The following is an 11,436-nucleotide window of genomic DNA, read 5'->3' as shown; positions in this document are numbered from 1 at the left end:
AGCTGACCGATCGTTACGTGGAGGTGCGGTACGAGGGGCTTCGCTCTGCGACCGGGCCCGAGACTCTCGCCGACCTCTTCCGTTCCTGCGGCCTCGACATGACCCCGGACGAGTGCGCCGCCACGCTCGCGCGGTTCGACCTCGGTACTGCCGAGTCCAGCTTGCTCTGGGGAGGCGAGGTACTGCGCCGGTTGGGATCCGCTCCGCCGGAGCCCGACGGGTTCGTCGGCGAGGGCGGTGTGGGCCTGTGGCCGAGCCGACTGTCCCGCCGCGAGCAACGAGCCGTCGACCGAGCGGCCGGCCGCGAGCTGGCCGAGGATCGCGCTCACCGTGATCCTTGTGCCGCGGATGCACGGCAGCCCCCGCATACGTGCAGGATCGGTCGTGATGCGCTCGAAGGCCATACCGACAGGGTACGTGACCGACGCATCGAAGTATCCGACATCTGTGACGGACGGGTGTTCTCCCGTACCTGTCGTGATGCCATGGTGCGGTCCGGTACTCCCCCGGTTGCCGGTCGCGATGATGTCCGACAGCGTTTCCGCGACAGCAGCGGCTTGTTGGTTTCGGTCCAGGTAAGCAGGTCGGCCACCCAGGCCGGTTCGGGCGGGCGAATCTCGAACTTTCGTGTCCTGGGTGGGGAGGCTCCGGCGGCAGGGTTGATCCAGATCCAGTCCCACAGCAGCGCTTGGGCCATGGCCTGGTGCAGCAACGAGCGTCGGACGAAGACGGGGATCGGCGAGCGGGGCGAGGGCCGTGAAAGTAGACCCTCCCACGAGTCGGTTCGAGCCGGCTGTCGGCGGCTACCCGTTCCCAGTCGAGCCCGACGGCACGTACACGTCCCGTTCGCGGGCCCCTCGGTGATGACCAGCGTGACGAGGATGTCGCCACCGAGCTGCTCAAACACTGCGCGATGGTCGAGACATGGTGGTTCCACCAGGTCTTCGCCGGTCGGCCCGCGCCGGCGCCGTTCGCCTCGGCCGATCGGGATTCCGATGAGAACTCGGACTGGACTAGCGCCCTGGCCGATCCGCCCGATGAGCTGCGGCAGCTGTACCGGGATGCCATCACCCGCTCCGACGCCATCATCTCTGAAGCTGACCTCGATGACGTCGCGCAGGCGTCATCGGGTTTCGCCGGGAAGCCAACCCTGCACTGGATCCTGCTGCACGTCACCACCGAGACGGCGCGGCATGCCGGCCACGCCGACCTCATCCGCGAGGCGATCGACGGTGCAACCGGTTGGTGGAGCCACGGCGACGTGTAGCTCGACGGTCCAGTGCCCAGTCTCAGGAGAAGTCCCGGTACTCCAGGATCCCGTCGTTCTCCTCTCGGGACAGCTGGGAGCGAGCGACGAGCAGGTCGAGGTGCGCGCCGGTCTCGAGGACCGCGAGCATCGTGTTGAAGGGATCGAGCTCGTCCAGCTTCCGGCCACGCCGCGTCCACGTCAGGCGTTCCGCAACCTGGTAGGCGGTCACGTAGCCGTCGACGACCGCCTCCCGTGCGTCCGACAGACGTTCGTCGTGGTGTGCGAAGAGCTCATCGATCCGCGCGTGGACGCTGTCGGCGACCGGGCCGTGCGCCGGCAGGAGACGCGCGTCGTCGCGTGCTCGGACCAGACCCAGCGAGCCGAGGTAGTCCGCAAGCGGAAGCGACGGCGGAACCGGCTCGAAGCCGATCGAGGGGGTGATGTGCGGGAGGACGTGGTCGCCCCCGAAGAGCAACCCGTGCACCGCGTCCTCAAATACGACGTGGCCCCGCGTATGTCCCGGCGTGGCGACGATCCGGAGGGACCGGTCGCCCACCTCGACGTCGGTGTCGTGCTCCAACCACCTGTCCGGGAACGCCGTGATCATCTCCCGCGCCCCGGGCTTGGCGCGTGAGACCACGGCCTCGGCGATCTCGGCGGCCCCGTACCGTCGGAGCTGTGCCACCTGCTCGTGGAACGGCGGGTACCCCTCGGCGAGCGCCACGAGCGAGCGTTCCTCGTGTCGACCCAGCTCGACGCGCGAGCCCAGCTCGTCCCGCAACGCGAGCGCCTGGGCGTAGTGGTCGTAGTGGATGTGGGTGACGAGGAAGCGTGTGACGTCCGTCAGGTGGCAGCCCAGCGCGTCCAGGGCGGATCGGAGATGTTCCCGCGAGGTCCGATCCGCGATCCCGGAGTCGATCACGTTGAGCGTCCCCGCGCTCAGCACCGCGTACACGTTCACGGCCCGCAGGTGGTCGTTCGGCATCGGCAAGGGGATCCGGTACACGCCGGGGGCCGCCGCGAAGACGCCGGCGTCGGTCCACGGCCGCTCGGGATCGTCCTCCCGCACCCTCACCGGGGTGGGAAGAGGCGTTCGCCGGTCTCGGCGTCCCGAGCGCTGATCGCCTCGACCGGGCAGCCCTCCAGCGCCTCCCAGACCTCGGGGGACTCTTCGACCGGGGAGGTGATCGCCTGGGAGCGACGGGCGTCGTCCAGCTCGAAGTTCTCCGGGGCCGACGCCACGCAGAACGCCGCGCTGATGCAGGTGTCCTTGTCGACCTCGATCTCGAGTCGTCGTGTCATGGCTCGTCTCCTCATCGTCGGAGCGTCGTTCAGGCGTGTGCGCCCAAGCGGTTCGCGATCACCTCGGCGTGACCGGCCGCGGGTTCGGCCGCCGCCAGCACGGCCGCGCGCTTGAGGTACAGGTGAGCGTCGACCTCCCACGTGAAGCCCATCCCTCCGTGGATCTGGATGTTCGCCTTCGCATTGCGCACCGCGGCCTCCGCTGCCAGGATCGCGGCACCCGCGACCGCACGTTCGACGTCGCCGACCTCGGGATCATCGAGGGTCGCGGCCGCCGCGTACACGGACGCTCGGGTGACTTCGGCGCGGGTGAGCATGTCCGCGCAGCGGTGCTTGATCGCCTGGAACGCGCCGATGGCGACGCCGAACTGTTCGCGTTGCTTCGCGTAGGCGGTCGCGTCGTCGCTCGTCTGCAGCGCGATGCCGAGCAGCAACGCCGACCGCAGCACGGTCGCCTCCCGGCGCCAGCGTCGGGCGTCGTCAGGACCGGCGATCGGTTCGCCGTCCTGAGCGGTGGCGAGCTGCAACGGGGTCACGGGATCCAGCGGTCGGTCGATCGGTTCCCCGGCCGGGTCATCCACCCGGTAAAGACCGTCCTCGCGGGGAACGACGACGACGTCGGCGGCCGCAGGGAACAGGTCGCCAAGCGGCGCCCCGACCACGGTGCGGCCGTCAGCGGCGCCGTCGACCAGCCCGGCCGCGAGGTGCGTCTCGACCAGCGGACCGGGGACGAGCGAACAGCCGAGCTGCTCGAACACCACCGTCGCGTGGGTCATGCCCAGACCGAGCCCACCCTCGTGCTCGGGTCGCCGCAACGCGAACACCCCGGCCTCGCCGAGTTCGCGGAACAGGTCGCGGTCCACACCGCCGGTGTCCGCGGCACCCCGCACCCGCTCGCTGGTGACCCGGCCCGCGCACAGGTCACCGATCGCGTCGCGCAGCGACCGCTCCGTGTCGTCCAGATCGAAGTGGATGGTCCGCTCCTCTCCGCTAGCGCCGTTTGGGGAGACCGAGGACACGTTCCCCGATGATGTTGCGCTGGATCTCCGAGGTCCCGGCGGCGATCGTCAGCGACATCGCGTGGAGCCACCCGCGCACGTGCTCGCCACCGGCGACGCTGTCGATGTCCTCCAGCGACAGCCCCGACGCACCGAGGAGGCGCATCGCGGCATCCCCGAGACGGTGGCGCAGCTCGGAGTACGCCAGCTTGAACACCGAACCTCCCACCCCGGGTGTCCCGTCGACCTCCGCCTGAGTGACGTTCCGCTTCGTCAGCGCCCACAGGGCGTCGAGCTCCGCGACGATGCGGGCGAACTCGCGACGTACACCGGCGTCGTCCCAGGCGGTCCCACCGGCGCGCGGCAGCCCACGTGCGAGGTCGGTGAGGCGCTCTACGAGCACCATAGTCTGGACGAGCTCGGACACGAACGCCGTGCCGCGCTCGAAGGAGAACGTGACCATCGCGACCCGCCAGCCATCGTCCTCGTCGCCCACACGGTTGGCTACCGGGACGCGGACATCGTCGAGGAACACCTCGGAGAACTCGCCGGACCCCGCGATCGTCGTGAGGGGGCGGACCTCGATCCCGGGGCGATCCATCGGCATGATGAGCCACGTGATGCCGTGATGCTTGTCGCCGTCGGGATCGGTGCGGACGAGCAGTTCACAGAAGTCGGCTACCTGGGCGTGCGAGGTCCAGATCTTGCGCCCGTTCACGACGTAGTCGTCACCGTCGCGCACGGCACGGGTGCTGAGCGACGCGAGGTCGCTGCCCGCATCGGGCTCTGAGAACCCCTGGCACCAGACCTCCTCACCCCGCAGGATGCGCGGCAGGTGTGCCCGCTTCTGCGCCTGCGAACCCTCGGCGATCAGCGTCGGGCCCGCGTGGAGCAACCCGACGAAGTTCACCCCGACGTACGGCGCCCCGGCGCGCTCGGTCTCCTCCAGGAAGATGAGGTGCTCGGTCGGCGACGCGCCCCTGCCGCCGACCTCCTCCGGCCACGTCAGGCCGGCGTACCCGGCGTCGTGGAGCATCCGTTGCCAGCGGGTGTCGTACTCGCGGCGCGCCGGCCAGTCGTCACGGTCCGGTTCAGGCGGCAGCTCGGGCAGCGCCTCCGCGAGCCACACCCGGAGCTCCTCCCGGAAGCGCTCCTGCTCGGGGGTGTACGCCAGATCCATCTAGCGGATCTCGTCGACGTACCGGTCGGTGCCGGGCACCGTGGCGTGGAAGGGTGCAGCGAGTTCGACCTCAGCCAACCCCTCCGTCTCGAGTCCGTCGACCAGCCCCGGTAGGAGACCGGCGTAGGCCTCGGCCGGGTCGGCATCGAGGAAGTACAGGTGCAGGAAGCGGCCCTCGTCCGCGGTCTCCGGGGGGACGCCGGGGGCGTCCGAAGGCATCGGAAGGAGCGAGAAACGCGCGACCAGCGCCGCCCCGGACCCCGGGAGAGCCGACGGCAGCGCCGTGTCACGGAACCACGCATCGACCTCGGCCGTCGATCGCGTGGCCGTCCCGGCGAGGACCGCGAGGCCCCGGAACGGGTGGTCGAGTGCGAGTTCGACCGGGACCGGGTCCGGGTCGCGGCCGAGCGCCCAGTCGAACGCGTACAGCTTCGTGTGCACGTGGTCGCGGTGCGGGCACATCCGGTCGTCTGCGTGCAGCCGCTTAACCGTCCGTCCACCCCACGCCGCCCAGTCGTCGTGGTGTCCTCGGTGGATCCAGTACAGCGACAGGAACGATCCGCGGCTGCCGTCGCCTCCCGTCAGGGGTGGCGCCGCCGGGAGCCGTTCGCGCTTCAGCGCCGCGGTGGCCACGAACCGTCCGCCCGCGAAGTTCCACTCGCCCACCAGGCAGCCGGCGTAGAAGTGGTCGCGCTCGTACCAGCGGTTGTAGTCGCGCTCGTGGCCCTCGTGGGGCTCGATCAGCGTGAACAGCATCGAGCCCAGGTGGACCGGGAAGTCGTTCGTGGCGTCGGGCAGCGTCACGACGTGCTCACGATCGTCCGGGCGCGGTCCCGCAGCTCGTGCTTGAGGACCTTGCCGGAAGCGTTGGTGGGCAGCTCGTCGACGATCTCGACGTGCCGCGGGACCTTGAAGTTGGCCATCCGCTCCCGGCTCCACGCGATCAGGTCGTCGGGGTCCGGGGAGGTGCCGGCCCGCGGGATCACGAACGCGCAGCCGACCTCGCCGAGCCGCTCGTCGGGCATGCCCACCACGGCCGCCTGCGCGACGTCGTCGTGCTCGACCAGGTCGTTCTCGATCTCCGCCGGGTACGCGTTGAAGCCGCCGACGATGAACATGTCCTTCTTGCGGTCGGTGATGTCGAGGTAGCCCCGGTCGTCCAGCACGCCGATGTCCCCGGTCTTCAGCCACCCGTCGTCGGTGATCGTCCGCGCGGTCTCGTCGGGGTCGTCGAGGTAGCCCTGCATCACGTTGTAGCCGCGCACCCACACCTCGCCGGGCTCCCCGACCTGCACGTCCTGGCCGGCATCGTCGACCGTGCGCACCTCGACCCGAGGGATCGCACGGCCGGATGTGGTCGCGATCGTCTTGGGGTCGTCACCCTCCCGGCACATGGTCACGACCCCGGTCGCCTCGGTCAGCCCGTAGGCGGTGAGCACGGTGTCGAACCCGAGGTCCTCGTGCATCCGCTCGATCAGGCTCACCGGGATCGACGCCGCGCCGGTCACCGCGAGACGCAGGGACGAGATGTCGTGGCTGCCGAGGTCCCCGTGGTTCAGGATCGACTGGTAGAGCGCGGGCGGGCCGGGGAGCATCGTGATGCGTTGACGCTCGACGAGTCGCATGACCGCATCCGCGTCGAACACCGCCTGCGGGACGATCGTCGTGCCCCGCATGAGGGCGGCGAGGATCCCCGCCTTGTACCCGAACGTGTGGAAGAACGGGTTGACGATGAGGTAGCGGTCCCCCTCGCGCAAGCCCACGAGGCGCGACCACACCTCGAAGACCTCGAGCGTCTGCGCGTGGGTGACCTGCACCCCCTTGGGACGTCCGGTCGTGCCGGACGTGAACATGATGTCGCTGATGTCGTCGGGGGTGACCGCCTCGGCGCGCTCGTCGCGGAGCTCACGGGCGATGCTCTCCGCGCCGGCGAGGTGGTCCTGGAACGTGCGGACCGGGACCTGCGCGTCCCCGATCCCCACCGTCGCCGGAGCCTCGCCCTGCAGGACGACGATCAGGTCGAGCTCGGGGAGCGAGACGCCGGCCGCCGCGAGCAGCTCCACGTAGTCGGTGTCGAGGAAGCCGGTCGCCGTGAACAGCACGCGGGCCCCGGCCCGGTCGAGGATGTGTGCGGCCTCGCGGCCCTTGTAGCGGGTGTTCAGCGGTACGAGCACGCCGCCGGCGGCCAGCGCGCCCAGGGCCGCGGGGATCCACGAGTGGTGGTTCGGCGCCCAGATGCCGACGCGGTCGCCGGGCTGCACGCCCGCCGCGATCGCGGCCGCGGCCGCATCGTCCACCCGTGCGGCCAGCTCGCCGAAGGTGAGTCGCAGGTCCCCGTCGACGACGGCCTCCCGGTCACCGAACGCACGGCCGGCCGCCCGGACCATCGCCGGGATCGTCGCGGCCTCCAGCACGGGTGTCGTCACGGGGCCTCCCCGGATCTGACGGGTCGTCAGGTCGAGTCTAGGCGGTGGTCCGCACCGCCGGTCGGGTCGACCGGTTGCAGCCGGAACACGCGCACCTCTCGGCCCCCGGCAGCCCCCACGTAGTCGTCGTACGCCGGCCACAGGTCCGTGAGGCGCGACCAGACCTCCCGGCGCTCCTCGTCGTCGAGCAGGTGGGCGCGCACGGGGATGCGCTCCCCGCGGAACTCGACCTCCGCCTGGGGGTGCGCGATCAGGTTGTAGCTCCACGCGGGATGGGACTCCCGCCCGAAGTTCGAACCGACGACGTAGAACCCCTCGTCGGTCGGCAAGCATGCCAGCGGGGTGGTGCGCGGCTCCCCGCTGCGTCGGCCGGTGGTGTGCAGGACCAGCATCGGCAGCAGCGCCGACCCCAGGAGCACGCGCCCCCCGGTGAGCCTCGACACGAGGCGGTCCAGGGGCGGGACGATCCAGGGACCGATGCGGCGGAACCAGCGGCTCGTCGCCATGCGGCGCGCGAACCGGCCCACGGAGCCACCCGTCGAGAACCGTCGGCGCTCCGCGCTCACAGGTCGGCCTCCTCGATGACCGCCCCGGCACGCTCGAGGAAGGCGAGCAGGGCGTCCCGGTCTCCGGTCGGGGCACCGAGCACGACCCCGGTGCAGCCGATCGAGCGGAAGTGCTCCAGCTTGCCGACCTCCGGGGTGGAGCCGAACGGGACGATCTCGAACGCGTCGGGGTCTCGGCCGGCGTCCTCGAGCGCCGCGCGCAGGCGCGGGATGCCACGGGACAGTCCGGAGCCGCCGATCGGGATCCACCCGTCGGCGTACTCGACCAGGTGGGCGAGGTTGCGCTCGCTGAGGCCGGCGCCGAGCCACACCGGCAGCGGCGACCGCACCGGCTTGGGCCACGCCCACGAGGGCGACACGCGAACGTGCTCGCCCTCGAACGCCGCCTCGTCGTCCTGCCACAGCGACCGCATCGCGAGGACCCGCTCGCGGGTGACCTCCCGCCGGTCGCCGAACGGCACGCCGTGGTCCGCCATCTCCTCGACGTTCCAGCCGAACCCGATCCCGAAGACGAACCGGCCGCCCGACAGCACGTCCAGGCTCGCGACTTCCTTGGCGGTCACGATCGGGTCCCGTTCGGCGACCAGGCAGATCCCTGTGCCGATGCGGATCCGGTCGGTGGCCTCCGCCGCCGCGGTGAGGGTCACGAACGGGTCCAGCAGGTGCCGGTAGTGCTCGGGCAGGGGCTCGCCCATCGGCGCCGGCGTCGCACGCGACGTCGGGATGTGCGTGTGCTCGGGGACGTACAGGCCGTCGAAACCGTGCGCCTCGACCTCACGGGCGAGCTCCCCCGGCCCGATCGACGCGGTCAGCGTGTCGGTGACCATCACCGTGATCCCGATCCGCATCAGTGCCTCACCCCCGGCACGAGGTGGCCGCGGCCGTTGTCGCGGAGTGCCGCGTGCAGCCGGTCGACGTCCGCGTCGCCCATGGACCGGAAGCGGTCGCCCTCCCGGACGAGCACCCCTTCGCCGAGCCACGCCTCGCGCTCGAGGGTCGCGCGGTCGAGCTTGTTCGTCCCGGTGCGGGGCAGCTCCCGTGCGATCCGCAGGTAGGTCGGTACCCACCGGATGCCCAGGTCGTCCTGCTCGCTCAACCATCGGACGAAGCCATCGGCGTCGAAGGTCCGCGGGTCGACGACCGACAGGGCAGCCATGACGCGATCACCGGCGGCCGTGTCGGGGACGCCGTACACAGCCGCTTCGATCACGGTGTCGTGCCGGATCAGCACGCGTTCGATCGGTGCGGCCGGGAGGTTCTCTCCGCCGACCCGCAGCCACGCACCCGACCGGCCCGCGAAGTAGAAGAAGCCGTCCGCATCGCGGAACGCGAGGTCTCCCGACCAGAACCAGCCATCACGCAGACGTTCGCGCTCGGCGTCCCGGTCGGCCCAGTACCCCTCGAACGAGCCCCGGCCGGTCGTGTTCACCATCTCCCCGATCGCCTCCTCGGGGTTCACCAGGCGTCCCGCGTCGTCGAACCGAGCGGGGGGGCAGCGCTCCCTGGTCCCGGGGTCGACCACCTCGACCTCACCGATCGGCACACCCATGGCACCTGGCGGGGTCCCGTCGGTGCGGACCAGGCTGATACCGCCCTCCGTCGAGCCGTAGGCCTCGATCACGCGGCACCCGAACCGTGAGGCGAAGCGTTCCACGTCGGCGGGCGCGGCCTCGTTGCCGAAGACGACCTGCAACGGGTTGTCGGCATCATCGTCGCGGGGCGGTTGGGCCAGCACGTAGGACAACGGGGTCCCAACGTAGTTCGCGTACGTCGCGCCGAAACGACGGACATCGTCCAGGAACCCCGTGGCCGAGAACCGGTCGCGGAGAGCGAGCGTGGCCCCGCTCGCCAGCGCCGGGGTCCAGCCGGCGATGATGCCGTTCGAGTGGAACATCGGCATCGCGCAGTAGACGACGTCGTCGCGGTCCAGTCCCGCCATCTGCACGACCGTCGATCCCTGGCGGGCGATCTTCCCGTGCGAGCACGTGACCGCTTTGGGATCGCCCGTGGTCCCGGACGTCAGGACGAGGACGAAGCGATCGTCCGGGCTGACGTCGGAGCGCGGTGGTTCCGCCGACAGGGCGGCCAACGCCTCGTGGTAGGCGTCCGAGCCGACGTCGACGACCGGTGGCAGATCCGGTCCGGCCAGGCGGGTCGCGTGCGCGCCGTCTGTCAGGACCAAGCGGCAGTCGGTCCGCACCACGTCCCGGCTGACGTCGCCCCGGGTGGGGTTCAGCCCGACCAGCGGGACGCCGGCGAGCGCCGCTCCGGCGAGCAGGAACGAGAACTCCGGCACGTTGTCGAGCAGGACGCCGACGTGGCCGGACGGCGCCAGGTCCTGGGCCGAGAGCCAACGGGCCCGTCGAGCCGCCTCGCCCGTGTGCTCCTGCCAGCTCCACGATCGCGCGCCGGCGACGAGGCCGGGGCTGTCGTCGTCGGCACGCTCGAGGACGAGCTCCCGGACGGTGGCGGCGGTCACGGCGCGGACCGCTCGGCCGCATCGAGGAACGCGGGTCGCTCCCCCCCGCCGTCGAGGACGAGGTTCGCGCCGGTGACGTACGCGGCGAGATCGGACGCGAGGAACAGGCACGCGTGGCCGACGTCGCAGGGTGTCCCCAGGCGACCGAGCGGGACGGTCTCCGCCACGGCGGTCAGACCCTGCTCCCCGCCGTAGTGGTCGAGCGCCGCGTCGGTGCGGACGAGCCCAGGCGTGACCGCGTTCACCCGGACCCTGGGGGCCCACTCGACGGCGAGGCTCCTGGTGAGCTGGATCAGCCCGGCCTTCGCCGCACCGTACGCGGCTGTACCTGGCGACGGCCGCAGCCCGCTGACGCTGGCGACGTTCACGATGGTCCCGCCGTCCTCCTGCTCGGCCATCACCCGGTTCGCGGCTGTGGCGCAGAGGAGGGCGGCCGTCAGGTTGAGGTCGATGATGGCCCGGGAGAACCGCGGGGACGCGTCCGCAGCCGCGACCTCCGGCGAACCCCCGGCGTTGTTCACGAGGACGTCGAGCCGGCCGTGGTCCCCGACGACCGTCTCCACGAGGTCGGCCACATCCTCGGGGTCCCGGACGTCGGCCTGCACGAAGCGCGCCTGCCGCTCCCCCGCTGCTGGGAGCTCGTGGGGTTGGTTCCGGGCGCACACGATCACGTCGGCACCGGCCCCGAGGAACGCGCTGGCGATCCCGGCCCCGATGCCTCGGGTCCCGCCCGTCACCAGCGTGACCCGCTGGTGCAGGTCGATCCCGATCGGTCCTCCTCCGCCCATGGGCTCCACCGTAGCCGTATCTGACGACCCATCAGGAACCCGGCCGGCTGGCAGCGACGGACCGCGCTGGTCTACGGTCACGGAGGTATCTGAGGGAGCGTCAGGGAGTGCCCGTGCCGACACGCACGGAACGGCTGGCAGGCGACCGGCTCGACGGGATCGTCGAGGTCGTCGTGGACGTTCCGCCGGTGAACGCGTTGACCGCCGCCGGGTGGTTCGAGCTCGCGCAGGCGGTGACCGAGGCGGGACGGGAACCGGAGACCCGCGCGGTGATCCTCCGGGCCGAGGGACGGGGGTTCAACGCCGGCGTCGACGTCAAGGCGCTGGCGGCCGACGACACCGGGCAGGAGCTCGTCGGGGTCAACCGCGGCTGCTACGTGGCGTTCGCGGCCGTGTACGACTGCCCGGTGCCGGTGATCGCCGCGGTGCACGGGTTCTGTCTCGGTGG

At 71.2% G+C, this 11,436-nt stretch carries 13 protein-coding genes; 2 read left to right on the top strand and 11 right to left on the bottom strand.

The annotated features are described in order from the left end of the window. A partial coding sequence (locus tag KY469_21280) for a DUF433 domain-containing protein (protein ID MBW3665636.1) occupies positions 1-404 on the bottom strand: 404 nt, incomplete at its 3' end. 509 nt (positions 405-913) lie between these two features. Here KY469_21280 and KY469_21275 point away from each other — a divergent pair. Next, positions 914-1,267: a DinB family protein gene (locus tag KY469_21275; GenBank protein MBW3665635.1), complete on the top strand. Its 354-nt coding sequence runs from the start codon at positions 914-916 to the stop codon at positions 1,265-1,267. Between the two features lie 22 nt (positions 1,268-1,289). Here the strand turns inward: KY469_21275 and KY469_21270 are convergent, their stop codons facing one another. The 10 genes from KY469_21270 to KY469_21225 all read right to left on the bottom strand — a co-directional run bounded on the left by KY469_21270 (position 1,290) and on the right by KY469_21225 (position 10,988). Continuing rightward, positions 1,290-2,234: an MBL fold metallo-hydrolase gene (locus tag KY469_21270; protein MBW3665634.1), complete on the bottom strand. Its 945-nt coding sequence runs from the start codon at positions 2,232-2,234 to the stop codon at positions 1,290-1,292. Between the two features lie 86 nt (positions 2,235-2,320). Then, positions 2,321-2,551: a ferredoxin gene (locus KY469_21265; GenBank protein MBW3665633.1), complete on the bottom strand. Its 231-nt coding sequence runs from the start codon at positions 2,549-2,551 to the stop codon at positions 2,321-2,323. A 29-nt stretch (positions 2,552-2,580) separates the two neighbouring features. Then, positions 2,581-3,570 (bottom strand): acyl-CoA/acyl-ACP dehydrogenase, encoded by a 990-nt coding sequence (locus tag KY469_21260; GenBank protein MBW3665632.1) that lies wholly within the window; start codon positions 3,568-3,570, stop codon positions 2,581-2,583. After that, the gene (locus KY469_21255) at positions 3,542-4,729 is read right to left on the bottom strand and encodes an acyl-CoA dehydrogenase family protein (GenBank protein ID MBW3665631.1); all 1,188 of its coding nucleotides are present in this window, start codon (positions 4,727-4,729) and stop codon (positions 3,542-3,544) included. Before KY469_21255 ends, KY469_21260 begins: the two co-directional genes overlap by 29 nt. Beyond that, positions 4,730-5,533: a hypothetical protein gene (locus KY469_21250; protein ID MBW3665630.1), complete on the bottom strand. Its 804-nt coding sequence runs from the start codon at positions 5,531-5,533 to the stop codon at positions 4,730-4,732. Then, the gene (locus KY469_21245) at positions 5,530-7,116 is read right to left on the bottom strand and encodes a FadD3 family acyl-CoA ligase (protein MBW3665629.1); all 1,587 of its coding nucleotides are present in this window, start codon (positions 7,114-7,116) and stop codon (positions 5,530-5,532) included. The genes KY469_21250 and KY469_21245 overlap by 4 nt, the downstream gene beginning before the upstream one ends. A gap of 65 nt (positions 7,117-7,181) precedes the next feature. Further along, the gene (locus tag KY469_21240; protein MBW3665628.1) at positions 7,182-7,661 is read right to left on the bottom strand and encodes a nitroreductase family deazaflavin-dependent oxidoreductase; all 480 of its coding nucleotides are present in this window, start codon (positions 7,659-7,661) and stop codon (positions 7,182-7,184) included. Positions 7,662-7,717: 56 nt separating this feature from the next. Continuing rightward, positions 7,718-8,569, bottom strand: coding sequence for an LLM class F420-dependent oxidoreductase (locus KY469_21235; GenBank protein MBW3665627.1), 852 nt, complete (start codon positions 8,567-8,569; stop codon positions 7,718-7,720). Continuing rightward, a complete protein-coding gene (locus KY469_21230) occupies positions 8,569-10,200 on the bottom strand; it encodes an AMP-binding protein (GenBank protein ID MBW3665626.1) in 1,632 nt (543 codons plus the stop codon). The genes KY469_21235 and KY469_21230 overlap by 1 nt, the downstream gene beginning before the upstream one ends. Continuing rightward, positions 10,197-10,988 (bottom strand): SDR family oxidoreductase, encoded by a 792-nt coding sequence (locus KY469_21225; GenBank protein MBW3665625.1) that lies wholly within the window; start codon positions 10,986-10,988, stop codon positions 10,197-10,199. Before KY469_21225 ends, KY469_21230 begins: the two co-directional genes overlap by 4 nt. A gap of 134 nt (positions 10,989-11,122) precedes the next feature. Between KY469_21225 and KY469_21220 the strand changes: the two genes are divergently transcribed. Further along, positions 11,123-11,436 (top strand): enoyl-CoA hydratase/isomerase family protein (locus KY469_21220; GenBank protein MBW3665624.1); only part of this gene is annotated, 314 nt, incomplete at its 3' end.

Source organism: Actinomycetota bacterium, from assembly GCA_019347575.1.
Classification (GTDB): domain Bacteria; phylum Actinomycetota; class Nitriliruptoria; order Nitriliruptorales; family Nitriliruptoraceae; genus JAHWKY01.
Note: the sequence above shows the minus strand (reverse complement) of the source record. Positions and strands in the feature narration are given on the sequence as shown.

What these genes read in the sequence shown, in the direction of transcription:
- KY469_21275 (MBW3665635.1), top strand. Translation starts at nt 914, where the DNA reads ATGGTCGAGACATGGTGGTTCCACCAGGTCTTCGCCGGTCGGCCCGCG.
- KY469_21270 (MBW3665634.1), bottom strand. Translation starts at nt 2,234, where the DNA reads ATGCCGAACGACCACCTGCGGGCCGTGAACGTGTACGCGGTGCTGAGC.
- KY469_21265 (MBW3665633.1), bottom strand. Translation starts at nt 2,551, where the DNA reads ATGACACGACGACTCGAGATCGAGGTCGACAAGGACACCTGCATCAGC.
- KY469_21255 (MBW3665631.1), bottom strand. Translation starts at nt 4,729, where the DNA reads ATGGATCTGGCGTACACCCCCGAGCAGGAGCGCTTCCGGGAGGAGCTC.
- KY469_21245 (MBW3665629.1), bottom strand. Translation starts at nt 7,116, where the DNA reads ATGGTCCGGGCGGCCGGCCGTGCGTTCGGTGACCGGGAGGCCGTCGTC.
- KY469_21240 (MBW3665628.1), bottom strand. Translation starts at nt 7,661, where the DNA reads ATGGCGACGAGCCGCTGGTTCCGCCGCATCGGTCCCTGGATCGTCCCG.
- KY469_21235 (MBW3665627.1), bottom strand. Translation starts at nt 8,569, where the DNA reads ATGCGGATCGGGATCACGGTGATGGTCACCGACACGCTGACCGCGTCG.
- KY469_21225 (MBW3665625.1), bottom strand. Translation starts at nt 10,988, where the DNA reads ATGGGCGGAGGAGGACCGATCGGGATCGACCTGCACCAGCGGGTCACG.